Annotated in this window: 22 protein-coding genes; 10 read left to right on the top strand and 12 right to left on the bottom strand. The window is 43.4% G+C overall.

All coding sequences use genetic code 11. The features are described 5' to 3' along the window. The first annotated feature begins 406 nt into the window (after positions 1-406). Positions 407-772, top strand: a complete 366-nt coding sequence (locus BMX50_RS06760; RefSeq protein WP_091209465.1) for a hypothetical protein — start codon at positions 407-409, stop codon at positions 770-772. On the opposite strand, the gene BMX50_RS06755 is transcribed toward BMX50_RS06760, so the two are convergent. The 3 genes from BMX50_RS06755 to BMX50_RS06745 are packed head-to-tail and all read right to left on the bottom strand — an operon-like array spanning position 769 to position 3,491. Next, the gene (locus tag BMX50_RS06755) at positions 769-1,011 is read right to left on the bottom strand and encodes a hypothetical protein (RefSeq protein WP_091209463.1); all 243 of its coding nucleotides are present in this window, start codon (positions 1,009-1,011) and stop codon (positions 769-771) included. The genes BMX50_RS06760 and BMX50_RS06755 overlap by 4 nt on opposite strands. 12 nt (positions 1,012-1,023) lie before the next feature. After that, a complete protein-coding gene (locus BMX50_RS06750; protein WP_091209461.1) occupies positions 1,024-1,743 on the bottom strand; it encodes a hypothetical protein in 720 nt (239 codons plus the stop codon). Continuing rightward, positions 1,740-3,491, bottom strand: a complete 1,752-nt coding sequence (locus BMX50_RS06745; RefSeq protein ID WP_091209459.1) for a hypothetical protein — start codon at positions 3,489-3,491, stop codon at positions 1,740-1,742. The genes BMX50_RS06750 and BMX50_RS06745 overlap by 4 nt, the downstream gene beginning before the upstream one ends. Positions 3,492-4,326: 835 nt before the next feature. Here BMX50_RS06745 and BMX50_RS06740 point away from each other — a divergent pair. Then, a complete protein-coding gene (locus tag BMX50_RS06740; protein WP_167667831.1) occupies positions 4,327-5,265 on the top strand; it encodes a serine hydrolase domain-containing protein in 939 nt (312 codons plus the stop codon). A 202-nt stretch (positions 5,266-5,467) separates the two neighbouring features. Here the strand turns inward: BMX50_RS06740 and BMX50_RS06735 are convergent, their stop codons facing one another. After that, positions 5,468-6,037: an RNA polymerase sigma factor gene (locus tag BMX50_RS06735; RefSeq protein WP_091209454.1), complete on the bottom strand. Its 570-nt coding sequence runs from the start codon at positions 6,035-6,037 to the stop codon at positions 5,468-5,470. A gap of 596 nt (positions 6,038-6,633) precedes the next feature. Continuing rightward, positions 6,634-6,816, bottom strand: a complete 183-nt coding sequence (locus tag BMX50_RS06730; RefSeq protein ID WP_091209452.1) for a hypothetical protein — start codon at positions 6,814-6,816, stop codon at positions 6,634-6,636. A gap of 349 nt (positions 6,817-7,165) precedes the next feature. Between BMX50_RS06730 and BMX50_RS06725 the strand changes: the two genes are divergently transcribed. From BMX50_RS06725 to BMX50_RS06710, 4 genes are all read left to right on the top strand, one after another. After that, positions 7,166-8,695: an ammonium transporter gene (locus BMX50_RS06725; RefSeq protein ID WP_091209450.1), complete on the top strand. Its 1,530-nt coding sequence runs from the start codon at positions 7,166-7,168 to the stop codon at positions 8,693-8,695. 72 nt (positions 8,696-8,767) lie between these two features. Further along, complete coding sequence (gene nhaA / locus BMX50_RS06720) at positions 8,768-9,994, top strand: Na+/H+ antiporter NhaA (protein ID WP_091209448.1); 1,227 nt, start codon at positions 8,768-8,770, stop codon at positions 9,992-9,994. Between the two features lie 144 nt (positions 9,995-10,138). Next, positions 10,139-10,819 (top strand): response regulator transcription factor, encoded by a 681-nt coding sequence (locus BMX50_RS06715; RefSeq protein ID WP_091209446.1) that lies wholly within the window; start codon positions 10,139-10,141, stop codon positions 10,817-10,819. After that, complete coding sequence (locus tag BMX50_RS06710; RefSeq protein ID WP_091209444.1) at positions 10,816-12,192, top strand: ATP-binding protein; 1,377 nt, start codon at positions 10,816-10,818, stop codon at positions 12,190-12,192. Before BMX50_RS06715 ends, BMX50_RS06710 begins: the two co-directional genes overlap by 4 nt. A 40-nt stretch (positions 12,193-12,232) precedes the next feature. Here BMX50_RS06710 and BMX50_RS06705 read toward each other — a convergent pair whose 3' ends face one another. Beyond that, complete coding sequence (locus BMX50_RS06705) at positions 12,233-13,555, bottom strand: DUF389 domain-containing protein (RefSeq protein WP_244280881.1); 1,323 nt, start codon at positions 13,553-13,555, stop codon at positions 12,233-12,235. Positions 13,556-13,562: 7 nt separating this feature from the next. After that, positions 13,563-14,801, bottom strand: a complete 1,239-nt coding sequence (locus tag BMX50_RS06700) for a cation:proton antiporter (RefSeq protein ID WP_091209440.1) — start codon at positions 14,799-14,801, stop codon at positions 13,563-13,565. 341 nt (positions 14,802-15,142) lie between these two features. Between BMX50_RS06700 and BMX50_RS06695 the strand changes: the two genes are divergently transcribed. Further along, positions 15,143-15,721 carry a DUF4396 domain-containing protein gene (locus BMX50_RS06695; protein WP_208864659.1) on the top strand — a complete coding sequence of 193 codons (579 nt, stop codon included), beginning with the start codon at positions 15,143-15,145 and terminating at the stop codon, positions 15,719-15,721. Positions 15,722-15,746: 25 nt separating this feature from the next. Here the strand turns inward: BMX50_RS06695 and BMX50_RS06690 are convergent, their stop codons facing one another. Further along, positions 15,747-16,211 (bottom strand): DUF2147 domain-containing protein, encoded by a 465-nt coding sequence (locus BMX50_RS06690; protein WP_091209436.1) that lies wholly within the window; start codon positions 16,209-16,211, stop codon positions 15,747-15,749. 960 nt (positions 16,212-17,171) lie between these two features. On the opposite strand from BMX50_RS06690, the gene BMX50_RS06685 reads away from it, so the two are divergent. The 3 genes from BMX50_RS06685 to BMX50_RS06675 all read left to right on the top strand — a co-directional run bounded on the left by BMX50_RS06685 (position 17,172) and on the right by BMX50_RS06675 (position 21,180). Further along, on the top strand, positions 17,172-18,872 hold the full coding sequence (locus BMX50_RS06685) for a tetratricopeptide repeat protein (RefSeq protein WP_091210337.1): 1,701 nt from the start codon (positions 17,172-17,174) through the stop codon (positions 18,870-18,872). Between the two features lie 68 nt (positions 18,873-18,940). Next, positions 18,941-19,339: a response regulator gene (locus BMX50_RS06680; RefSeq protein WP_091209435.1), complete on the top strand. Its 399-nt coding sequence runs from the start codon at positions 18,941-18,943 to the stop codon at positions 19,337-19,339. A 35-nt stretch (positions 19,340-19,374) separates the two neighbouring features. Continuing rightward, on the top strand, positions 19,375-21,180 hold the full coding sequence (locus BMX50_RS06675; RefSeq protein ID WP_208864658.1) for a chloride channel protein: 1,806 nt from the start codon (positions 19,375-19,377) through the stop codon (positions 21,178-21,180). Positions 21,181-21,314: 134 nt separating this feature from the next. On the opposite strand, the gene BMX50_RS06670 is transcribed toward BMX50_RS06675, so the two are convergent. From BMX50_RS06670 to BMX50_RS06655, 4 genes are all read right to left on the bottom strand, one after another. Beyond that, entirely contained in the window at positions 21,315-21,557 is a 243-nt protein-coding gene (locus BMX50_RS06670) for a hypothetical protein (protein ID WP_091209432.1), read from the bottom strand. 58 nt (positions 21,558-21,615) lie between these two features. Then, positions 21,616-23,154 (bottom strand): hypothetical protein, encoded by a 1,539-nt coding sequence (locus BMX50_RS06665; protein ID WP_143065112.1) that lies wholly within the window; start codon positions 23,152-23,154, stop codon positions 21,616-21,618. Positions 23,155-23,370: 216 nt separating this feature from the next. Further along, a complete protein-coding gene (locus BMX50_RS06660) occupies positions 23,371-23,907 on the bottom strand; it encodes an OmpA family protein (RefSeq protein WP_091209428.1) in 537 nt (178 codons plus the stop codon). Between the two features lie 135 nt (positions 23,908-24,042). Continuing rightward, positions 24,043-24,420, bottom strand: coding sequence for a hypothetical protein (locus BMX50_RS06655; RefSeq protein WP_091209426.1), 378 nt, complete (start codon positions 24,418-24,420; stop codon positions 24,043-24,045). Positions 24,421-24,759: the final 339 nt, after the last annotated feature.

The following is a 24,759-nucleotide window of genomic DNA, read 5'->3' as shown; positions in this document are numbered from 1 at the left end:
TGGCGAAGAGGGTCAACGTAATTGTCTTTTCCAGTTAAATTAACTTTGCCGAAATTGCTTTGCTTTTTCAACTGGCCTATAATCTCGATGTACTTTTTGTCCGATCAGCGCGGCTTCAAACAACAGGTAAAGATCATCGGCCAGCGCGGCTTTTACCGACCGAAAACTGACCGCCCGGAGCATTAGGGCGAAAAATTGACACTGGCACTGTAATTTTTTCAGAGTTATACTGCAATTTTTTTCGCACATATTACTGGTATGGTGCTTGCTGAGGCTGTCAGAGTAATTCTTAAAACATTTTTAAAGGAGAATTAGGCCATGACTTTACGAGATATGTAAGACCCTGCCGAAAGCGAACGAACATGATACCCGACAACTAAAACCCACAGGCCGGCTTGCGTTCCGGATGGACTGGTGGGGAGGCCGCGACTGGCGCGACGGCAACAAGTTATTGGAGGAACAGATCCAGGCTATCGTAGACCATATGGAAATTCATGCCCGGCAACTGGAGCGAGAAAGGGCAAGGCCACCCAGGGAAGAAACGCGGGCAGTATTGAACGCAGAATCCCCAACTGAGCCGGAAATGTTGACGAATGGCCTTGCCGAATTGTTAGCCGAAGCCCAACAATGGAAGCAACTCAAAATATTAGACGAATACCTGGCCGCCCTATTTGCAGCTTCCAAACACACCCCGGGTTTCCTGGAGTGGTTTACACGCGTTCAAAAGGAACGGCAACAGGCAGGTCCGTTAAAAAGGCGTAATGGCGATTAAGTTTTGACACACTGCCACATGCCGCCTCCCAACGGTGTGCAAACCGTGTTTGGGCTGGAGCCCGGGTCACCGATCACACCGTGTCCGTCTTCCGGCAGGTCGATCTCTTGTTCGGTTTCATCAGAAAGTTCAAATGTGATCGATCTGATGCCGATGATCCTTCCATCGAGTTGCTCCTGAAAAGCGTTGATGAGTTGCTGAATACCATCAGCCACCGTTTCTTCTGAAAATTGTGCCATTTGTGTATGTTGCTAAGGTTTTATTAAAAGTTTAACAGTATCCAAAAGTGTTTTTTGCGTACCTAGCACCGAAGTGATGATCCGAATATTTCCAGCATAGACGGAATCCCGTGTAACGAAGGTGGATTTGATCACTCCCGTGGCATCGCTACCGGTCGGGCTTATACCGATAAAGGATCCGATACCCGTGCCATCAGCTTTAATAGCGCGGTAAGACGCTGTCTGGCCGGTGGTTGCTTTACCGACTTTGCGGAAAAGGTAGGTGGTGATCGGTATTTGGTTGTTGTAATTCTTACTGGCGATCACCGTCGTCGACTCACTGTGGATGCTATCCGGCAGGGCCGTCACGAATTTGATCACCAGGGTCGTGTCCAAACGTGGTGCAGATACTTTGACCAGCACACGGTCATTGGCATCCACGCTTGACCTAAGATAGGCCGAAGCCACCAGCGTACCGTTGGTAATTGCAGCGTTTGTAGTAAGTTTAACGGAATCGTTATCGGCAAATGTCCCCTTACTCGTCGTGAACGTCACCGTTCTATTATCGGCGGTCGCCGGCGAAAGTGTTGCGGTGATCAGGATCGTTGACTTGCCGTCCGCTGGGACGGATGTTGGCGCCGAGATCATGAATATTTTACTTTTGTTTTCAGCCAGGTACTCGTCCGGGTCTTTCTGGCAGCTGTTCCAGGCTAATATGCCCAGCAGGATCAAACCATAGGTCAATTTTTTCATGGCTCAAAAATTTTCTTAAATCCGTTATAAATGTCTTTTAACCTAAAGTCGATCGACAGCCCCAGGTAAGGTGTCACACCTGCTGTTTTGCGGTTGATGAGCGGATTGGGATCGTATTTGCGGTACCATACGCCGCCGAAAGTAAGCCGCACTTCGTGACTGAAATTCACCCCGAGGCCTGTATAGATAGAGGTTCCGCCGATCAGGCCGTCGCGCTCACCCGCCTGTGCCAGCGAACCGATGACAGCACCGGCGTTCAGGGATAAATAGCTGAAGATATCTTTATCAGGGATCTGGCTGAATGGGATGTCGGTGTTCATGGGGCGCAGGTTAACGTGAAAGCCTACGTAAGGTAAAAAACCTTTCAAACCCGGATTGTTCCAGGGATTGCCATATACCATGAAGCCAAAATCAGACCTTATCATATAGGTTGCCCGCGTATCGAAACTGTAGGTCCAGGTGTTCGAGCCCACGTTATTGACCGGCTGATTAAAAAAGGGAACCGTTAAAGCAGTAAAAGCCGCCTCCATCTTTTTGACCTTTGCGGTCTCATCAGCAATAGCTTTTTGATAGGCTTTCAGCGCGGTCAGGTTCGCCTCGTTGTCCGTGATCGCACCTTTTATGAACAGCTCGAACGCCGCCAGATCGGTATTGGTATAAGCATACTTATACTTGAAATAATCCGTCAGCGCGACGATCGCCTGTAACTCCAGTATCGTGTTGGTCAGGTTCTGCAATGTCACTTCAGGGGCCTGGTCTGGATTCGGAACTGTGGCATTTAGCAGCGCAAGGTCTGTTTCCCCTGTATATACCGTGGGAAGCAAGGAGGAATGTAAATTGATCAGCACCGAAGGGATATCTACTTTGGTTTTAGATAGTAGTTCATATTGCGGGGCCTTCACATCACATTTGATGCATTCCTGCGCATAGGCCAGGAAATCTTTGATGATCTTGTCATATTTTTGATCGTAGGTTTTTGAAGGTGCTGTTCCGGCAAACCTGGCTTTTAACTTATCCAAAGCTGCCCGTTCAGCGACCAATGCTGTCCAGGGCGCTTTCCATTTATTGGTGTAGTCTTGCTGAAAGGCAGCGAAAGGGCCTATCTGAAAAGTGATCGTTTGGCAGCCAGCACAAGGCTTGCTGGGATTGACTTGTATAACGGTGTTGTAGGTAACCGCTAATTTGTTGAAATCCGCTTCAGCGCCGACAGCGTCCGTATCCATTTTTTTGAGGATAGCTTCCAATCCTTCGACCTTGACGGGGTTAGCAAAGATGAACACCCGGTAACTCCTGTTCGGTGAAAGTGCCGGCATATCAACATAGACATCTGCTCCGTTCTGTTTATTGATCTTTAGCGGTACGCTGATCGTGCTACTCAATTGTTGCGCCAGCAGTTTTTTTAGCTTCTTCTTTTCAAGGGGATCCTGTTCTTCGGCTATCTTTTTCTTAAGTGCATCGATCTGTGTCTTCAGGATCGACTCCCGGCAATCCTGGGACAGGACATTACCAAGGCAACCCTGGCTGCTTACGCTGAATAAAATAGCACTGCTCGCTTTAACACCCCCGGATAAGGAATATTTCAATTCAAAAGGGCTATCAAAAGGAAAACCTGCCGAGGGCTTGCCGCTTAGGGAGTCAATGCTGATCACCTGGGCACTCTGAGCGCTGGCATTTAGACAAACAAACAATAACACGACCGGCAAAAGCAGGTCAAGCGTTCGTTTTTTAAAACGGGCGAATGGTGACATGGTAAGGTTTGCCAGACTTTAGGTCTAACGAGACCAATATAAACATAAAACAATTTATTTACAGCAAGTTGCAAAATAATATTTCAAATAATATTTACATCTATCACCTTCCCATATACAGAAAAAGCGTTGCTTCGAAAATAAATCGTACCCACCTCCTGTCCGGAGTTGTGATACAAAAATTTTCAGGCCCTCAACCTGGATATTCCGGAGCCGTTGATCAATGAGTTCCGCAAATAGAGGTCAGGGCATTCCGTTACACTTTGACCATGCTATCTTTATGAGTTAGATATTTGAAATTTATATTCATTAACACGACTCATTGATCCAATGAGCACGGAACAACATGGTCAAGCATACCGGAATATCCATAAGGTGGGCAGTTCGCCGTTAATTTATGCAGATATAACGGAAGGAAAATTTAATTTAAGCAGGTCGTTATAATTGAAAATTGCTAAATAACGACTTTTAAGATAAAAATGCTAACACATACAGGCAAACCCTATCACCCGTAGTTTTGTTAGGTAGCAACTTCGCATATCAATAGTCCAAATGTTGCTCAATTAACATAGGCGTAAAAAGCAATAGGCGCGCTTTCAGTTCACTTGATTGCATTGTGATTTACAGGGCTAGTTCAAATAAAACCTATAGCACGACTCCGAATGGCATTTTAGCAAAACCGGACAACTTATTTAACGTTGAATTACCAGTCATTGTTTATAGAAAAATATATATCAGGGTTATTCTCATCGCCGACTCAAGTACCCTTTCAGTGATGCAGGTCTAGGTTGCAATAACGGCTGGCTGACGATAAATCCAATACCGGGAAACTATTGTGATAAGCGGCGAAACCTTTGCTACCTACCTGGACAAACATATTTTCCGGCCAGCAGGAATGAAGGACAGCTACCTGCTGGGCAACAGGCAGGGTGATTCCAACCGGGTCACCGGCTACCTCGTTCGTCATCATTACCTCGGAGACATGGAAAGTATCAGCCAAAGTAAAAAAGTGAGACGCTGGAGTTATAACCTGCGTGATTTGTACGGCCCGACAAACATCGTCAGCACGACAACTGATCTGCTGAAATTCGCCCAGGCATTGGACAGGTATAAATTACTAGACAAAAAACTGCTTAGCCAGGCCTTTACTTCCTGCCGCCTGAATGACGGCGCGGAGGCTATGCCCGGCGGAGAGTTCGGCCCGGCAGGATATGGAATGGGCTGGTTCCTGCCTGTGAACAACCTGGGTAAAATGGTCATGCATACCGGCCGTGAACCCGGCTTCTTTACCTTCTTCTGGCATGACATTACGCATCACAGAACACTAATCCTGCTCGATAACGCGGAAAGCAGCGGCTTTGGCTCTGCCTGTAAGGAGGTCTTTAACATCGTCTACAATGTCTCGAACTTTAAGCTAGCCCCGCCGGGAAAACAATCCCTTTTCCTTCCTTACGCACGTATCCTTTTTAAGGAAGGACCAGATGCAGCCGCTACCTTCTACAACAGGTTAAAGATGGATACCCTTCACTATTTCGCCGATGAGCGGGAACTGAACGAACTCGGACTGGAACTTCTGGACGACCACCGAGATCTCGAAGCGCTGGAAGCACTGAAATTATGCACCCTCCTGTACCCCCAAAGCTGGAATACTTATGACAGCTATGGAAAAGCTTTGCAGCAAATCGGCAAAAAGAAAGAAGCAATAGAGATGTATCGTAAATCCGTGGAAATGTTCCCCGGAAACCTGCCTGGCAAAAAATTCTTGATGAATTGACCGCTGATGAATAGTTGAACTGAATATTTTAAATGCTGAAGTTAGGTCACCTTTTGCCTGTTTTTGTAGTACCATTGTTTACGGCAGCGCGTAAAAAGGAAGCTTCATTGACAAATTACTGTAGGATTTAAAGAACTCAAAGCGCCTGAAATTAATAACATTAATAGCTTTGGAAAGGTCAGAATAAACGCATCAAAATATTTCAGCTCGCCTGCAGGGAATAACAGGTGTAATAAACGCGAAGGCGTTGAAGCGCTGTTCGCAAACGCGTTTTTACCGTACCTAAGGGTATTTGGAGGGCCTCGGCCACTTCGGTATGGGTATATCCCTGGTAATAAATGAGGTCGACGATATTAAGTTCTTTTTGCTGCAATATGACCATCCCTTTACGGATAAGGCGGCTGTCCAGGCGGTCGAAAATTCCCTCATGGCTTTGTGCGATATGTTCGCAACCTTCCAAACCACCAGTCTTCCTGTCGTTCCGGTAACCTTTAGAACGCAGCCGGTCAATAGCCATATTACGGGCTATATTAACCATCCAGGTAAAGAGTCGACCCTTGCTGGAATCATATTGGTCGATCTGGTTCCAGATCCGCAGAAAACATTCCTGAAGGACATCTTCACTTTGGTATTGGTCCGGAACGATACGAGCAATGGTACCGAATAATGCACCGTAATACATATCGTAAAGAGCACGCGCCCCCTGCGGATGGCGTTCTCTCAGAGCCCTAATCAACATCTCCTCGCTCAGCTTTATTTTTTTGATCCGCATCTATGAGTATTTGTGCTGATTTACGAAAACCGAAGATTGGCAGATTTACGTTATCAAGATTTCCTTTGTCTTTATCGACAAATTGCCTAAATGTCTTTTGATGACCCGTGCTAACGAAATGCTTGCACCCCAATTTTCCTTATATACAGGGCTGCCCGTACTTTTGCCTAAGCAGGCTCCGGTATTGCGCAGCTCGAATTTATAATAAAAGAATATCTCGGGATATCCTGGCGCGGACAATGCTCATAATTAGAACGTGGCACAGGCATAGAATTAAAATTGGCGGAAGAAAAACGGATTTTGCTTTATGAACTCCTATCGATCATGAACATTATTTAATGATATTATGGATGCAGCAGCGCTTGATCGGGTAAAAATTCAAGGGCAAACTATTGACAAACAAATTCAACCATGTTTAATATGGTATTGACATTATTTACTCCTATTATTCGCAATATTTACGCCTATGGACAAATTTTACGTCAAAAACCGAGTCTAAAACCATATTGGCCAAACTACTAAGATTCATTATCGGTTTACCTGGCTGTTATAGAGGTATTTAATTTGAAAACTATAGATCATGCCTCTGCAGTAATCTAAAACTCCTTTTCCTCTTGCTTGAACACTTCGATATAACCATCCTCGTTAACGGCGTACTGTGATCGTTCTTCCGTTGCCTGCTTTTTGGAAAGCTTAACTCGCCTTCTTTTCTGAGTCGGCAACAGGGGCAAGGCAATTATGCACAAAAACAGCGCAATTTTGGCGATTGTAGCTATCATTTTTGTTAGAATTATGGCATTTTATTTAAGTGAGCGTCGATTTAATATATTTTCCATTTAAACCAATAGTAAAATTTGAATTTTAACGACATTTTAAATCACTTAAGCCATTTTAAAACGCATTAAAGTCTGAAATTCTTCATAAAACTATCTATAACCCATTTTAAAACGCGGTCTAATTTAAATTCTAAGGTTTTTCTAAGGTTTTAACGTTTCATTAATGTGTATTTTTAGCATAAATCACTTTAACTTCATTGAAAAACACCATGCAATGCCTGGTATTTAGATTCAATATTAAAAAAAGCTTAAAAATCACATGCAAATCAAACCAAACTAACCCTTTTAACACATGAAAATTAAAATTCTACACAAAAAAATCCCCGCATACCTGGTTTTAGGTATGATTTTACTCATTGCTTTTGTTTTAATCGAGCCTGTCCGCTCTTTTGCGCAGGATTCAACTGGAGGAAAGACCGGTACCATTACAGATGTTACAGCGGCCAAGCCAGGTGCTCCGACTGCGGCTGAACTTGGCGACGCTGTCGGGCATAACAAAATTGCCATCAACATCATGTGGACGCTTATCGCGGGTTTCCTTGTAATGTTCATGCAGGCCGGTTTCGCGCTGGTTGAAACAGGCTTTACGCAAAAGAAAAATGTAGCGCATACCATGGGTATGAACTTTTTGGTTTACGCACTGGGTATGTTTGGTTTCTGGATATGTGGCTTTGCCTTTATGTTTGGCGGTGCGCTAAATGCGGCTACTTTAGGCGGTGCTCCCGGCGTAGTTAGCCATGAAGTTGTAGTAAATTTATTCGGTCATGATTTTGGCATTGCCGGTTCTGTAGGTTTTTTCCTGAACAGTAAAGTGTATGATGTGGGTGTATTTACATTATTCCTGTTCCAGATGGTGTTTATGGATACTACAGCTACTATCCCAACTGGCTCTATGGCCGAAAGATGGTCGTTCAAGTCATTCCTTATCTTCGGTTTGTTTATCTCCATGTTTGTATATCCATTATATGGCAACTGGGTATGGGGCGGCGGATGGCTGTCTCAATTAGGTGCTAACTTTCATTTAGGCCATGGCATGGTTGACTTTGCAGGCTCATCCGTTGTACACATGGTGGGTGGTGTCGCTGCCCTTGCCGGTGCTATCATTATTGGGCCACGTATTGGCAAATTCAATGCCGATGGTACCGCAAATACAATCCCCGGTCACAATATACCGATGGCTTTACTGGGCACATTCATCCTGGCTTTGGGCTGGTTTGGATTCAACCCCGGGTCAACTTTAGCCGGCGGCGATTTCCGTATCAGCATTGTCGCGGTTAATACCATGATGGCCGGCACCGCCGGAACACTGGCCGTATTGGTACTTCTTTATATACAGAAAAAGAAACCGGACCCAGGTATGCTGGCGAATGGTATGCTGGCTGGTTTAGTGGCAATTACTGCGCCCTGCGCGTTCGTAAACTCGATATCATCGGTTATCATCGGCGCTATAGCGGGTTGTCTGGTAGTTTTAACCATTCATTTAATGGACAACAAACTCAGAATAGACGATCCGGTAGGCGCTTTTGCAGTACACGGTGTAAACGGCGCATGGGGAGTATTATCGTTGGGCCTATTTGCCGACGGCTCTTATGGTGATGGCTGGAACGGGGTTGCCGGACCAGTGAAAGGTTTGTTTTATGGCGATGCGAGCCAGTTTGGTGCGCAATGCGTAGGCACGCTCACCTGCGGAGTTTTTGTATTCATAGTGATGTATATCTTCTTTAAGATATCAAATAAAATAACCCCGATCAGGGTTAAAGCGGAAGACGAAGTTGCCGGATTGGACATACCAGAAATGGGTGTTTTGGGCTACGTCGATTAATTTAGTTTGAAAGTTGAAAATTACCTGCCTGCGAGGGGCAGGTAATTTTATTAAAAGGAAAGGGAACTGTCTATGAAAAGGATATTATTAAAAGCCATCAATCCATTAAGGATCTTGATTAATGACAGCCGTTTTACCGGCCTGATGTTAATAGCCTGCACTGTATTGTCTATGTGCCTGGCTAATTCGGGATTCGCTACTGCCTACAAACAGTTTTGGCATGGTGATCTATTAACTCTCTCATCTATACCCTTGCCCGAAAACTTTTTAAGCTGGATCAACAATTTCCTGATGGCTTTTTTCTTTTTGATGGCCGGAATGGAAATTAAACGAGAACTGGTCAGCGGAGAACTTTCATCCTTCAAAAAGGCGGTGCTTCCTTTTGGGGCAGCCCTGGGGGGGATGGCCGTACCCGCACTGATATTTGTTGCTTTTAACCTACATACCAGTTACCTGCACGGCTGGGGGATACCAACTGCTACCGACATAGCTTTTTCTGTTGGTATAGCCTCCTTACTGGGCAAACGAATACCTGTGGGTTTAAAAATACTGCTAATGGCACTCGCCATTATTGATGACCTTGGGGCTATTGTTGTGATTGCGCTGTTTTATGGCGGGCACATCAATTGGCTTTTTCTTGGTGTCGGTGCCCTCCTCTATGCTGCATTGTTAGCTGTTAATTATACAAAGATGAAATTTGGTCCTGTACAAATTGTATTATCCCTGGGGCTTTGGTATGCTTTTTTTAACTCTGGAATAGAGTCAAGCATTGTTGGTGTTTTGGTGGCTTTCGCCACACCAGTTGCGGAACTACCGAAAATTGAAAAGGCTATACACCGCTGGGTGAATTTCCTGATCATTCCATTGTTTGCCTTAGCAAACACAGCGATATTAATGCCGGACCATATAATAGGTGCGTTAGGAACTACCGTTGGCCTGGGTATCATATTCGGTCTGGTGATTGGCAAACCCATCGGTATTTTCCTGTTCAGCAGAATACTGGTGGCCTGTAAAGTTGCCAGTTTACCGCGTAATGTGGAGTGGAAGCAGGTTTTCGGGATGGGAACACTTGCAGGTATCGGTTTCACGATGTCAATATTTACTACCATGCTGGCCTTTAAAGCGGAAGCTTTTCAGGATATCGCTAAGGTTGCCATATTGGTCAGCGTTCTATTGTCATTGATATTCAGTATGGCTTACTTTCTGATCATTAGTGTAAACATGAAATTTGAACATCATGGTGAAACAGAGCAAGCCCCTTCAACAGCCGAAGGTAAACTGGAACTGGAACTAGGATAAGTTATATACTCATATATCTTGTTTCGGGGCATTATTTTAGGGAAATAATGACTGTTATTTAAAGCTTCGGATTAATCAACCGGAGCTTTATCTGTATATTGGGTCATTGTCCGTTACGTTTTTACAACTCTCTCTTCATTATACATGATCTACAAAATTCTGCTATTAGAAGACGATTATAAAATGTCCAATGAAATCAAGATTTTCCTGGACAGCCGGGGGTTGCTTTGCGATGTCGTTTACGATGGTAAGTTATTTTTCAAGCATCTCCTGATTGAAAACTATGAACTGTATATTTTGGATGTCAATGTTCCTTCCCTTAACGGCATAGAGGTATGTAAAAAAATCAGAGCAACAGATAAGAACAAGCCAATCCTAATGTTAACGGCCTATAGTGACGTAGAGAACAAAATCATAGCGTTTGAATCCGGCGCAGACGATTATCTCGTCAAGCCATTTCACCTGGAAGAATTATTCATACGCATTAATGCCCTCCTGCGGAGAAGCTATCATACCGGCGAGGATAACAGGCAAACCATTATTGTTGATGACCTGATGATTTATACCGGCGAGATGAAGGTAACCAGGGCCGGAAAGGAAATCGCCCTGACCCCCAAGGAATATAAACTGATCGAATTACTTGCGATGGAAAATGGTAAGCCGGTTTCCAAACAGACGATTGCGAACAAGGTATGGGATATCAATTTTGAAACAGGTACCAATACCATAGAGGTATATATCAATTATTTAAGAAACAAAATTGATAAAGGTTTTAACAGGCCACTGGTTCATACCCGTGCAGGATTTGGCTATTATCTCAAATGAATTTAAAACAGCGCTTCTCCTTTATTTTCAGCTCTTTGTTTTCAGTACTTTTGGCGACTGTTACTTTAACAGTTTACCTGCTTTTTGCCCACTTCAGGCAGGATGAGTTTTCTGCATTAATGGCCGAAAAAGCGCAGACAACAGCAAAGTTGCTGATCGAGGTCAAAGAGATCGATTACAAGATGCAAAAGATCATCGACAGTAACAGTATCAATAAGCTTTACAAAGAAAACACCCAGATATACGACGAAAATTACAAACTCATTTACAATAGCAACGACACACTAACGGTAAATTTAACAAAAGCCGATCTTGACCAGATAAGAACCAAACGCAGAGTATTTAAAAAGACAGCACAATATGATGTACTCGGGCTGTACTATACGTATGACCACAAACATTATTATGTTGCCGTATCGGCCGAAGACACCTACGACAACAATAAACTTAATTATTTAAAATACCTCCTGTTTGGTGCCTTTATCATAGGTACCGCCATTGTCTGGCTTTTATCTTTCAGTCTGAGTAAAAAAGCATTACAGCCTCTGGATAACTTCCGCAAACGAATACAGGAGATCACGGATAGTAATTTAAAGATCAGGCTATCAGAGGCTAAAAGGGAAGATGAAATCAACGCGCTGGCCCATTCCTTTAACCAGATGATGGACCGGATCGACAATGCCTATAACAGGCAAAAGGAGTTTACGGGCAATGCTTCCCACGAATTACGTACCCCTGTTGCCCGTGTGGCAGCACAAATAGAGAATTTAATTCAGCGACCAGACCTGGACAACATTATAAGGGCAAACCTGACCAGTATTTTCGAAGACACCTTTCAGCTTTCCGAAATTATCAGTTCACTGGTGGCATTGGCCGACATCAATAGCAGTGAACATAAACTTTCTTTCACGAAGATCAGGCTGGATGAACTGATATTTAATACAGTAGCCGACTTGTCAAAAGTTTTCCCGGATTTTAAATTGAAGTTTGAAATAGAAAACAACACGGGGAATGCAGCAGAACCGGAAATACTTGGTGACGAAACCCTTTTAAAGATCGTGCTGTTAAATCTTTTTAAGAATGCCTATATCTACTCTGATAATCATTTATTGGAATGCCTGATCCGGCAGCGTGATCAGGAAGCGGAGCTTCTGATTACCAATACCGGTGAAGTGCCAAAAATAGAAGATACAGCCACTCTTTTTACCGCCTTTTACAGAGGCAGCAATATTGGAAACATTGCCGGAAGCGGAATCGGGTTGAGTATAGTTAAGCGGGTACTCGAATATCATAAGGCCCGTGTTAGCTATAATATCATTGATCAGAACACCAACCAAGTACACATATCGTTTTCACTGTTACAGGATAGTTAAAAGCGATTGAAATTGTTATTAACTACAATCATATCTCAATTCATTCGGTAATTACTTTAATATCACCTTGCCCGTATCTCACCCTAAGCCATTCCTGCAATCTCTTCACTTCAGATTCGGACGGTCTTTTCTGAAACCTGATCAGCGCCATCCGCTGCGTGTCTGCCTTTAAAGTATCTGTCCGCTGCAAAACGACTTTACTTAGCCCATATGAACGAATTTGAGGATACAATATTTTTATTTCTTTCAACACCGTGGAATCCTCTAATAAAGTTTTTAAGACGACCGTATGAACAGTATCCTCTTTAGGCACCTGATTGAATACATCCTCCAGGATGCTCGCCTTTATTTGAGAGAGATCAATGTGCTGCTGTGCATTCAACCCCTGGCGGACGTGTAGTTCAACCCCTTTAAGACGGTAGTGTTCCAGCTTTTTGTTCAACGTATCCAATACGTGTTTATCAAGTTCAGCCCCTATTAATAACACCTCGATAGATTTTTGTTTGGTGCTGTATGCGAATGACTTTGATACCACCTGTGTATTATTGAAATTGAACTGCTCTGCAACAAATTTACGGGCGTTAGTTTCAAAAATACTTTTATCAACGATACGATAAGCCATGATGATACTTGGGAGAACTGTTATAATTACAATGGCAATAATGTACCGGTTCACCTTTTTTTCCGTTGCTATGTCTTCAAAATGATGCCTTTTCAACTTTACGTAACGCGCTATGACAAATGCAGCTATTGCTATAAACACGCTGTTAATAAAATAAAGATAAATGGCTCCCAGGAAGAAAAACCAGTTGCCCATAGCGATGCCAAATCCAGCGGTACACAACGGCGGCATGAGCGCGGTCGCGATAGCCACGCCGGGGATAACGTTGCTTTTTTCTTTGCGGGTAGCGGCAACCATACCGGCCATACCACCAAAGAAAGCAATAAACACATCCCAAATAGAGGGTGAAGTGCGGGCAAGAAGTTCGGATTGCGCATCATGTAACGGGGTGATCAGGAAATATACAGTTGAAGCGAGTATTCCAATAAGCGATGCCACGAAAAGATTTTTAAGCCCTTTTTTCACCAGGTCCAGGTCGTTGATCCCAATGCCAAGCCCAATTCCCATAACCGGGCCCATGATGGGAGAAATCAGCATCGCGCCTATGATCACTGCCGTTGAGTTCACATTAAGCCCTATGCAGGCCACAAAAATAGCAAAGATCAGGGCCCACAGATTAGCCCCTTTAAAATCGACATTTTTGCGTATTGACCCGGTAATTACCTGTTCATCCGCGCGATCTTCCTGCAGGTTAAAGCGATAGTTCAAAAACCGCCGGATACTTTGTAAGGTATTCATCATTACTTATTCATTTAGCTGGTTGAAGAAGTTTTTTTGCCATTTTCCCAATGGTTAGTCCTTGTACCAATATCGAGAAAACTACGATGACATAGGTAATAAGCACAAATTGATCGCGGTACATATTGCTGCCTAACGAAAGAGCCAGCGCTACCGAAATCCCACCGCGTAAACCACCCCAGGTCAGGATGGCAACAGCATGCCTTTCGAATTTAATTTTATACCTTAAAAAGAAAACAGGTATGATCACAGAGATCCATCGGGCCAGCAATACGATCAGGATAGAAAAACCGGCAATGATCAGCACCGTCGTATTAGCTTTGATGATCAGCATTTCCAATCCGATAAACAGAAAAAGAACTGCGTTGAGGATCTCGTCAATCAGTTCCCAGAATTTGCCCAGATAGTCCCTGGTAATATCAGAAACGCCTTCCTCTTTGGCTTTGGTACCGATGATCATACCGGCAACTACCATAGCCAGCGGTCCGGAAACATGGAGATGGCCCGCGATAAAATAACCGCCCATCACTACAGCCAGCGTTATCAACGTTTCTACTTTATAATCGTCGATGGAACGCAGCGCCCGGAAGCCGGCGTAACCCAAAATGGCCCCAAACAACAGCCCGCCAATGGCCTCCTGAAAAAACAGCTTTCCCACATCCACAGCCGAAAAATCTCCTGATTTGGCTACCTCAGCAATGCTGATGAAGATTACTACCGCAACGCCGTCATTGAACAGGGATTCTCCGGAGATCTTAAGTTCAAGCGAAGCCGGTATTTTAGCTTCTTTTAAGATCCCTAAAACCGCTATCGGGTCGGTGGGGGATATCAATGCGCCAAATAAAAGGCAATATATAAAAGGAATAGGAAAATGGAATAGCCCAAATAAAAACCATACCATTCCGCCAACCAGAAAAGTGGAAATTAGAATACCGATAGTAGCGAGCACGATAACAGGGATGCGTTCTTGCTTTAATTTGCCCGCATCAATGTGAATCGCCCCTGCAAACAATAAAAAACTCAGCATGAAATTCATCAGTACATCTTGGAAATCGATAGAAGAGGCCAGTTCGATGGCTTTCATGGAGAGCAGGTAATGAGAGCAGCCAAGGGCCACCATGAGTATGGAAGAAACCAGGGACAGGATCATAATACCTATTGTAGGGGGCCATTTGATCCACCGGTGATTGATATAGGCAAATATCGCAGCCAGTACGATGGTAATAGTAAGTATTTCGTTAATATTCATCAGAACATATCATTATTTCAACGCGATAAATTGGGGTAAGTGTTAGTACATTCTGGTCTCCAACTTTCAATTGATTTTATTAACAGTTAAACAATACCGTGCGTTCACTCTGCTCGTTTCAGCTAAATTATCAAATTAACCGGAGTTAGTCGCGCTGTATGCAGTTAAATGCAAACTAAGATGCAGTATGATTGTTAAATAATTCTTAGATAAACTTTAATGCATTGATAACCGACGAACATTTGCATCTCCTATCCGTTCTCTCAATTGCTTCGGGTATCATCTGCTCCTTCATCATTCTTTCAGATATAATCAGGGGAAATCGACAAAAGATGATGGTCATGAATTATGTTTACCCGATCTCCGCATTATATGCCGGGCCCCTGGCATTGATCTTTTATTATAAGATCGGGCAAAAGCGTACACTGAAGAAAACCGCAGAAGAAACCGATGCCGCGATATCCATACCAAATAAACCATTCTGGCAAAGCGTTGCTATTGGCGCGCTGCACTGTGGCAGCGGGTGTACCGTCGGTGATCTGTTCGCCGAAGCATTTTTGTTTTTTGTCCCGGTTTCCATTTTCGGCAGCAAACTGGCCGGGACATGGACAATTGATTTTTTACTGGCTTTTGCCTTTGGCATACTCTTTCAATATTATGCCCTTAGGCCCATGAAAAACTTAACTGTAAAAGCTGCGTTGATAGCGGCTTTAAAGGCAGATGCGCTCTCCCTCACAGCCTGGCAGGTTGGCATGTACGGCTGGATGGCGTTAAGCTTTTACTGGATCTTTGGATACAAAATACCAGTTACCAATCCTTTATTTTGGTTCATGATGCAGATTGCCATGCTTTGGGGTTTTGTCACCGCCTACCCGGTGAACTGGTGGTTGATCAGAAGGGGAATAAAGGAAAAAATGTAAGTGGAAATAGCTTTTTAATAAAAAACTATATCCGCCTGAACTTCATGGTACGGCCAATAAATTTAAAATGCCAATATCCCTTTACCCGCAGAAGACCCTGCCCATCAATGTAAGCCGATGCGTTCCATTCTTTGCCATGCTTGGAGTCATAAATCATTCCATCCTCCCATGATTTCGTATCTGCGTGATAAGTTAAATTTCTAAGGATACTTAGACCATGTATTTTGCGGTTGCGAAGTTTAGGATCAGGGTTATGCCTGTCTTTCCAGTAATCCAGCGGCTTCCCTTCTGTATCGCTAAACCAGTCTATGACTGCCTTGTACTCGTTTTTCATCAATGAAATGGTAATGATCAGGGTGTTATTTGCAGACTCCCAACGTCCGCAAATTTTTTCCCTGGGAGGAACGACTTGTGCGTTTGCAGCAAAAATGACCAACAGGGAGAAGATAATTGTTGAAATCAGATATTTGGTCGAAGGGGAAATAATCATCAGTGTTTTAATAATATAGGATCCAACAAAGGTTGGCGTGGAACAACAGGTATTTAACGCAGCTCATTAAATCACAGTACCTGTCCCTTGGAAAATCTTAAAACTTTTGGGAGAGTTAACCATGATATTTCAGTTCCTTCTAAATATAAAAAATTGAATAAAAAACAACCCAATTGTTTTAATCCATAGATAAAATGCCTTAGCCTCACAATAATGAATACACAAGCCATTGCTTTACAGCAGCTTGTGCCGCTCTGTTCCGAATTGCCGTCATTTTGATTTAATGAAAAAACTGAGAATTAGTTGACAACAAACATTATTCTGGTTATTTTTAGCCGGATGCCAGCAAAGTGTGATTTTAATGACAAAATTTAAATCGTATTGTTTTTTTAAACCTCTTATTGTGTGCTTCTTGCTGGTATACGTATTAGCCACGATTGCTAATGTGCTTAATATGCCCCGGTACAACCCGGTAAGCTCCTGTCCGAGAGCCAGCTCCTATTTCGCGGAGAAAAGCCATGTCCAGCATTTTCATCTAAACAGGAATAATTCTTTTCGGGCAATAGAAAAGTCCACCCTGGAAAATGAACAGTTGAAGCAACGCCTGCTGCCGGTTTGCCTGCTCCTGATCTTTACGGTTTTCTATTCATCCCGCGCCTTATCCAAAATAATTCCTCCCCGATTTACCATATTCTATAATCTTCAGCACACTTACCTAACGCACTGTAATTTCAGGATTTAGATCGTACCTCTTCATCAGTTTTAAAAACCTATTAGCAGGGTTATCCGTGTGGTTCATCCGGCCCGGTTAATACCTGCAAACGCAACAGTTATTTCAGGCTTTTTTTATCGAATATCCATTTCCGGGAGGTTCATGATAATCATTGCCGTTTTATCTGAATTACTATTGTCACATCCGGGCATGTTCAACGGATGTACCTATTTAACGATTTATTGATTATGAAACTTAAGACTATTTTAAGCCTTTTCGGCTGTTTATCTATAATTGCCCCGGGTTTTGCACAAACTACGGCTGATGCCCTTAAGGCAATTGATGCGGAACAATATCAGAAAGCCAAAGCGCAATTGCAGCAGCTGATCACAACAGCTCCCGCCAAGGACGAAAACTATTTTCATTTGGGTTGGGTGTATGTACTGCAGGATTACCCCGATTCGGCAAAGGCCGTATTTAGTAAGGGCATTGCGGCAGACCCTAAATCGGCATTGAATTATGTTGGTTTAGGTATCGTTGCCAAATTAGATAAAGATGATGCCAGCATGTTATCAAATTTTGATAAAGCCAGCACTTTGGCAGGCAAGGACGACAAGCCTTATATTTATATAGCCAAAGCATACTTGTTAAAACCGGATCCAAAAGCTGATCTGGCGCTGAACACCTTGACCAAAGCAGTAAAGTTCGGTGCAAAAGATCCGGAGTACTTTTTGACTTTGGGAGATATTTATCACTCAAAACTGGATAACAACAACGCGTATTCCAACTACTCGCAGGCCCAGCTACTTGATCCTAAATCGGCAAGAACCAATGTGGTCATCGGCTCCCTGTGGAAACAGGCCAATAATTTTGAAGATGCCACACAGAAATTTAAAGATGCTCTAGCCATTAATCCGAATTATGGGCCAGCTTACCGCGAATTGGCTGAGACAGATCTGAGATGGGCACTTACTGATCCCAAAATGGCATCAGTAAAAGTGAAAGAAGGCGCCGATTACTATAAAAAATATCTTGATCTAACGGATCGTTCAGCAGAATCAGAAATGCGCTATGCGGATTTCCTGATCCAGGCCGGAGATTATACAGCGCTGGAACAGGTAGCGAATGATCTGGCTAAATCCAGTAAATCAAATCTGCGCATTTACAGATACCTGGGGTACGCCGGGTATGAAAACAAGAACTACCAGGCGGGTTTAGATGCATTAAATAAATTCATCAGAGAAGCGGATGCCAAACGCATCATTCCGCGGGATTATTTATACCTGGGCCGGTTACAGCTAAAAACAAATCAGGATTCATTGGGTATCCTAAACTTAAATAAAGCGATAGCCCTGGATAGTACATTTGACGAGGCTTATAATGATATAGCCACTTCTCTGTACACCAAAAAGAAATATGTTGAGGCTGGGGATGCCTATAAAAAATATATAGAACATAGCCATCATGTGAAGCTTACTGAATATTTCCGCGAGGGAATGAGCTATTATTATGGCTACAGCAACCAGTATTACAATTCAACCGGCAATAAAGACGGTGTTAAGCCTGATTCAACCTTGTTGGCCAAAGCGGATTCAGCCTTTAGTTATATTCAACAAAAGACAGTTGCAAAACCTGTCGGGGATGTTCTGTTGTACCGTGCAAGGATCAAGGACCTGGAAGAAAAAGACCGGAATAATATCGAAGGGCTTGCCAAGCCTCTATATGAGCAGTACATCGCGCTGGAAACAGTAACCCCACCTACAGACGAAAGGACAAAGAAAAACCTGGGCGAGGCCTATGCCTATTTAGGAGCTTATTATGACTATAAGGAGAAAGACGATAATAAGGCTACGGAGAACTTCAAAAAGGCAAGTGAAATCTATCCTGATAACAAACAAGCCAAGGCCTACCTGGCCAAAAAAGATGCTTCTGATAATAAGGGTAAATAGATAACAGATCATATTATTGTTGCAGCAGGTCCGAAATAAATGGGTCTGCTGCATTAAAAACCATCCACATGCCTGCTCATGAACATAAAATATTAGTCATCGATGATGACCCGGATATACTCGAATTGTTATCTTATATCCTTACGGCAGAAGGGTATCAGATTGTAACCTCTGCAGATGGTAAAGAAGCGGATTCGCTACACGAGATTTTACCTGATTTGTTATTGATTGACCTGCGGATGCATGGTGCTGCACAAGCGGGGGCAAAAATTTGTTTAAAGCTCAAAACCCATGCGGATACCAGGAGCTTACCGGTTATATTAATTTCAGCCGAACCTGATATAGAATCGATAGCAAAATATTGTTATGCAGATGATTATATTAGTAAACCATTTAACATACACGATTTTTTATCAAAAATCAGAACAAATCTTTATGATCGAAAAAGTATCGGAGGTACACCTTGAGTAAATACAGCAGGTTACGACATTTACACGATTTTTTGAAATTTCAGCGGGATTTTAAAGCAACAAGTGTTCGTAGGCTTAGAAGCTACGAGATCATTTTGCTTTGGGTCCGCAATTACATTTCGCACAGCCATTTTCTGATTTTATCGGGGATTCTCGTTGGCTGCACGGCCGGCTTGGCCGGTGTGGCTTTAAAAATGCTGGTGCACTATATTCATACCGTAATTACCTCTAAATTTCAATTTGAGCAACAGATCTTTTTTTACCTGGTATTCCCTTTATTAGGGATCGTGCTGACCACATTGGTCGTACTTTACATTTACCGGGGAAATGACCGGAAAGGCATTCCGGCGATTTTGTATGAGATCGCGCAAAACTCCAGCATGGTTTCGCCGGTAAAGATGTATTCCCAGATCGTGCAGAGCGCGATAACCGTGGGGCTGGGTGGTTCTGCCGGCCTGGAAAGCCCGATTGCGGTTACCGGTTCAGCTATCGGATCTAATTTTGCGAGAACCTATAAACTGGATTATAAAGACCGGACCTTGTTACTGGCGGCTGGCGCTACAGCAGGTATCGCTTCCGCATTCAACGCCCCTATTGCGGGTATGATGTTCGCTTTTGAGATCCTGCTTACCGGGGTTGTATTTACCGACTTTATTCCACTGGTTTTGGCAGCAGTTTGCGGTAGCCTTATATCCAGGATCATTCTTAATGAGGAAGCTTTATTTCAATTCCAGTTGAGGCATGCATTTAACTACAGGAATATTCCCTTCTATTTATTGTTGGGGATACTTTGCGGCCTGTATGCCCGCTATTTTGTCGTCGTGTCGCAATGGGTAGAGCACCAGTTCAAACATATGAAAAGAAGCAGGCTGCAAAAGGCTTTGATAGCAGGAGTCCTTCTTTCGGTAATGTGCGTCTTATTTCCGCCGCTATTCGGGGAAGGCTATTCTACCATTAAAGGGCTGGCAACGGGCCAAATCGAATCCATCGTTGCGCTAAGCTTTTTCAAATATTTCACGTTTCACGAATGGTTCATATTGTTGTTCCTCGGCCTGGTTTGCCTTTTGAAGGCTTTCGCTACATCGATCACCATTTATGGTGGCGGGAACGGCGGTAATTTTGCGCCGGCATTATTTGCCGGGGGGACAGTCGGTTATTTTATGGCGCTGCTATGTACACAATTGGGTATTCCCAACGTACCGACTACGAACCTGGTCATCGTAGGCATGGCCGGGGTGATGAGCGGTGTTTTATATGCGCCGCTAACCGCCATATTCCTGATCGCGGAGTCGAGTACGGGTTATGATCTTTTCATTCCTTTAATGATCGTTTCCGTCATATCTTTTTTAATCGCAAAGCGGTTTTCCGCGATCTCTCCTGACCTGAAACAGTTGGCAGCAGATGGGAAAATATTTACCAGAGAGCATGACCAGAACCTGCTGTTGCTACTCCACACCGCTGATCTGATCGATAAAGATATCCAGGAGATCGATATCCATGCTTCATTCCATGAACTCATCGAGCTGGTCCGCACGGGGAAAAAGAATTTTATAGCTGTGATCAACAAGGATCATTTGCTGGAAGGTATCGTCAGGCTTGACGATATCCGGCCGGTGATGTTTAACAAGGATCGCTACCATGAGCTGAGCATTCAAAGCGTCATGACTACCCCGCCGGTACTTATAGACCTAAACGACGAGGTGCGGGAAATTATCAAAAAATTCGACGAGACGAATACCTGGAACTTGCCGGTTGTTGAAAACGGCAGATTCGTTGGATATATCTCTAAATCCGGAATTCTGAATCGCTACCGGCAATTACTGAAAGCGTATTCGTAACAACCCATGAATAAAATTCATGAGTTGATGAAAATCCTTAATAACAATAAAAGGGCAGGCGTGATGAACGCCTATCCTTTTTTATGAAGCTACAGCAGGACGATTTCTTAACCGATCCGCAACTTCCACTTCATCTACAACAAAGCCCCGTTCTTTTTTACCACCGGGCGGGAAGCTACATAAAACACGATGGCAATGCCTATCATTGCCGCCCCAAAAAAGACCGGCAATTTATTGGTCCAGGTGCCGTCAGGATAGGTGACAATTTCTGTAGAGCCTCCACTGTCAACCGCATTAACGGTATTGCGATAAAAGAAATTAGGAACTATAAATAGCAGCATGCCTGCTATTGCTAATACGATACTGAAGTTTTTCATAATGATTTTATTTAATGATGAATTTGTTTGTTAATAAAGTGTACCCGGAAAACGCTGCCTACTCTTTCCGCACAATCTGGCTGTTCACTTCAATTTCTTTAATCAGGCCCGGGGCATTTACAGAGCTGCTGAATCCTTTATCCGGATTTGATTGTGATATTCTGGCGAGATCGCTGTTGGTCTGATCCAGCTGCTTAAACAGGTCGTTGATCTGTTTTAAATGCGAATTATAGAATTTGACCTTGTTATTATAGGTATCGATCTTATAGTTATTGGCTATTGCCGATGCCTGTTTGGTGGTATCAGCCGGTAGTAAGGTATAAGGTGACAGGTTGCTGATCGTCGTTTGTATCGGCACCAGCGATGGATTCGCATCTTTTGGATCAATCGCCTGGAGGCTTAACCTTATCGGATCGGGGTTGTAGGCTACCAGGCTTTTATATTCATCGACGATTGCCGCGATGATCTTGTTCTGGTTGGCATAGGTACTGGCAATGATCTTACTCTTGACGTTATTTTTAAAGCCGTTAAACAATTGGGAAGTGAAGTCGTAGGCTTTGGTCCGTAAAACCGCTCCCTGGACAGAATAATAGTTACTCAATGTCTTGTTTTTGGTATACATTACACCAAGGCTGGTACTGAATACCTGGGCGATATTACCCAAAGACAAGTCCGTTTCGTTACCAAAGTTATAATACTGTTTTCCGAATATTTCCAGGTCATCTATCCGCTCATAGGACGAAAGGAAATAAAGCCGGTACCGCTGGTATTCCACGTCAGGATTATCGATCTGGGCATAGCAATTCTGGAGAAAGCCCTGCACAGCTTTGTCATTAAATACCTGGTAAATATTGGCACTGGGCGTTGGTTTCCATCTTAACAGGGAAAGCCGGGCTTTGAATTCGAGTTCGGCCGTATTGTTAACCCGTAAAGAATCGAACATTTTTGCAACGAAATAGGCGACCTGTGCATTGGCCATGCCCCTGTGTTCTGCATTGACCATGGCGTAAAGGCTATCCTGGATCGTCAGGTAAGTTTCATTGCTGTTCCAGAACGATGGCTCTAAGGGGGGAAGCAACAACCGGTTGGTTTTCGTATCTACAAAAATAAAAGTGCCCAGCGGGTAAATATTCTGAAAGTTATTTTCCAGCATGGAGAGGCTGCTCATAGAGGTCGAATCCATTTTCAGCAGAAAACTAAGCACTTTATTATGTTCCAGCTTTACGCTGAGACCATCCAGCGATTCGAAATTGGAGCTTTCTTTCTGCGGAACTATAATAGGCACATAGCAAACCCCGTCTTTGTTTTTCTCCAGGGAATTATAGTCCTTTTTGATCATCACGGAGGTATTGTTTTCAGTATCCTGTCCATAAAAGGCCACCGTATCCTCCTTATCTACTTTGATATCCTTCAATTTTTCCTCGCCTGGTTTCAGGTTCATCAGCGCTTTAATTTTAGCTGATCCTGATTTTTTACTGACCTTATAAAATACAGCAACATCGGTTTTTGATGTATTCTTCAGCTTAAATTTAAACCCGTGGGCGAAGGAGATCCCAGGAAAACAAATGAAGAAAATTGCCAGTATAGCAGAGGGCATGCTGAACTTTTTCAAGGAAAAAGGAATGCACCGGTCCGGTAAATTAACGGGGTGTTTTGCTGAATAAGCTGGCCTGAAAATTTGTTGCAAGTATTTAAACATAGCATTAGCTTTAAAAAAATTAGTAATATCCCCCCGGATATAAACTGTTGGGATCCCGCTATTCCGCCGCTTTTGATGACCTGCCGAATAGCGGGTTCGTGCCGAAAACATCTTTTAATATTTTGTTTTGATTTCGACGCGACGATTCAGCTCCCTTCCGGTCTCGGTATTATTATCCGCCACGGGATTGCGCGTACCGAATCCTTTGACTTTCAGATTGGCCGGACTTACCCCAGCGTTAACCAGGTAGGTTTTAACGGCGTTCGCCCTGTCTTTTGACAATATCATATTATGTTCTGGTGTTCCTTCTATGGAAGCATAGCCGTTCAACTGATAGGTAACGCTGGGATTCGCCTTTATGGCCGATGCCGCCTGATCCAGTATGCCGTAAGAACCGGTGCGTAAAACGCTGGAATTAAAGTCAAACTGAATTTTAACAGCATCTATATTAAGATCCTCTTTTTTTACAGGAGGAACCGGAGGTTTCGCTTCCGTAACAGGCTTTGGTTTCGGCTGCACACTCGGAGCTGCGATTGCAGTTTCTGTTGGCGGTATGGGTTTCTGAACTAACTTTTTCGCTTTACATGCTTGTAATGCAATTATTGCGAACAACAGGAGAACGGGCAAGAAGCCTGACTTTATAGATTTCATGAGTGAATTTTCTTTTGGTAATGAAGATTTGAGTTTACAATAAAGGACGAACCTGTTCCGCTGACCTTGGGTCAGGAAAAAGCGGCGGAAGATGGCAAAGAAGCCATCAACTCGAAAATCAATCTTGATTACTTATCAAATCCTCAAAATACCAAAAGAAAGGTAGGAATGCTGTGAGTTGGCTAATACGGACCTCGGGCGTGCAATCCCTCGCATTTCAATGCGAAGAAAGCGATACCCGAAGAATGCGATGAGGAAAAAAACGGGGACTGATTTGATGAAATTCAGCAGATCATCGTCTATGACAGATTTCTCGCCAATATTGATAAAACCAGGTGCGTCGTGATGAACTTGTATGGTTTGTCTTCTTATCCCATGTACGGGCAGCATGGCAGCAGTTGCCGTGCTATAATTAGGGATGAAAAACAAATTGGTTAAGACGTAAAAAAGATACAGGAGCAGAAAAAACACTACCCAATCCTTAAAAAGCCTGTTAGACCTATATGTGTTCATTCGCGTTGGACAAATTACTACAAAAGCTATTGAAACTATGTATAAAACCTTTTAATTGAAGCTGATTTATCATCACCCGAACAGGAAGATATCGTTTTTGAATATCCCAGCTTATTCAATTTAATATAAACTACGAAATTGGATTATAATTGTTTACAAGCGTATAAAATTTTGATTTAGGCCCGGCAGATTTTAAACAATGTACGTTGTAATCTTTGCGGATACCAGATCTTACCAACAGCGGGCCGGAAATTGTGCAGGCATTAAAAGCGGCTTCCTGGGCATGGAATAATATGGGCCCGGTTTGCAAATCATTGAATCATACTGCCAGAGCTATAT

Origin of the sequence: Mucilaginibacter gossypiicola, assembly GCF_900110105.1 — a bacterium.
In the GTDB taxonomy this organism is placed as follows: domain Bacteria; phylum Bacteroidota; class Bacteroidia; order Sphingobacteriales; family Sphingobacteriaceae; genus Mucilaginibacter; species Mucilaginibacter gossypiicola.
Note: the sequence above shows the minus strand (reverse complement) of the source record. Positions and strands in the feature narration are given on the sequence as shown.

Bases quoted from the DNA above. Each gene is read 5' to 3' on its own strand.
- BMX50_RS06670 (WP_091209432.1), bottom strand. From the start codon at position 21,557: ATGAAAAACTTCAGTATCGTATTAGCAATAGCAGGCATGCTGCTATTT.
- BMX50_RS06755 (WP_091209463.1), bottom strand. From the start codon at position 1,011: ATGGCACAATTTTCAGAAGAAACGGTGGCTGATGGTATTCAGCAACTC.
- BMX50_RS06745 (WP_091209459.1), bottom strand. From the start codon at position 3,491: ATGTCACCATTCGCCCGTTTTAAAAAACGAACGCTTGACCTGCTTTTG.
- BMX50_RS06695 (WP_208864659.1), top strand. From the start codon at position 15,143: ATGAATTATGTTTACCCGATCTCCGCATTATATGCCGGGCCCCTGGCA.
- BMX50_RS06735 (WP_091209454.1), bottom strand. From the start codon at position 6,037: ATGCGGATCAAAAAAATAAAGCTGAGCGAGGAGATGTTGATTAGGGCT.
- BMX50_RS06680 (WP_091209435.1), top strand. From the start codon at position 18,941: ATGCCTGCTCATGAACATAAAATATTAGTCATCGATGATGACCCGGAT.
- BMX50_RS06700 (WP_091209440.1), bottom strand. From the start codon at position 14,801: ATGAATATTAACGAAATACTTACTATTACCATCGTACTGGCTGCGATA.
- nhaA (WP_091209448.1), top strand. From the start codon at position 8,768: ATGAAAAGGATATTATTAAAAGCCATCAATCCATTAAGGATCTTGATT.
- BMX50_RS06725 (WP_091209450.1), top strand. From the start codon at position 7,166: ATGAAAATTAAAATTCTACACAAAAAAATCCCCGCATACCTGGTTTTA.
- BMX50_RS06660 (WP_091209428.1), bottom strand. From the start codon at position 23,907: ATGAAATCTATAAAGTCAGGCTTCTTGCCCGTTCTCCTGTTGTTCGCA.
- BMX50_RS06690 (WP_091209436.1), bottom strand. From the start codon at position 16,211: ATGATTATTTCCCCTTCGACCAAATATCTGATTTCAACAATTATCTTC.
- BMX50_RS06710 (WP_091209444.1), top strand. From the start codon at position 10,816: ATGAATTTAAAACAGCGCTTCTCCTTTATTTTCAGCTCTTTGTTTTCA.
- BMX50_RS06730 (WP_091209452.1), bottom strand. From the start codon at position 6,816: ATGATAGCTACAATCGCCAAAATTGCGCTGTTTTTGTGCATAATTGCC.
- BMX50_RS06665 (WP_143065112.1), bottom strand. From the start codon at position 23,154: ATGCCCTCTGCTATACTGGCAATTTTCTTCATTTGTTTTCCTGGGATC.
- BMX50_RS06715 (WP_091209446.1), top strand. From the start codon at position 10,139: ATGATCTACAAAATTCTGCTATTAGAAGACGATTATAAAATGTCCAAT.
- BMX50_RS06705 (WP_244280881.1), bottom strand. From the start codon at position 13,555: ATGATGAATACCTTACAAAGTATCCGGCGGTTTTTGAACTATCGCTTT.
- BMX50_RS06655 (WP_091209426.1), bottom strand. From the start codon at position 24,420: ATGAACACATATAGGTCTAACAGGCTTTTTAAGGATTGGGTAGTGTTT.
- BMX50_RS06760 (WP_091209465.1), top strand. From the start codon at position 407: ATGGACTGGTGGGGAGGCCGCGACTGGCGCGACGGCAACAAGTTATTG.
- BMX50_RS06750 (WP_091209461.1), bottom strand. From the start codon at position 1,743: ATGAAAAAATTGACCTATGGTTTGATCCTGCTGGGCATATTAGCCTGG.
- BMX50_RS06685 (WP_091210337.1), top strand. From the start codon at position 17,172: ATGAAACTTAAGACTATTTTAAGCCTTTTCGGCTGTTTATCTATAATT.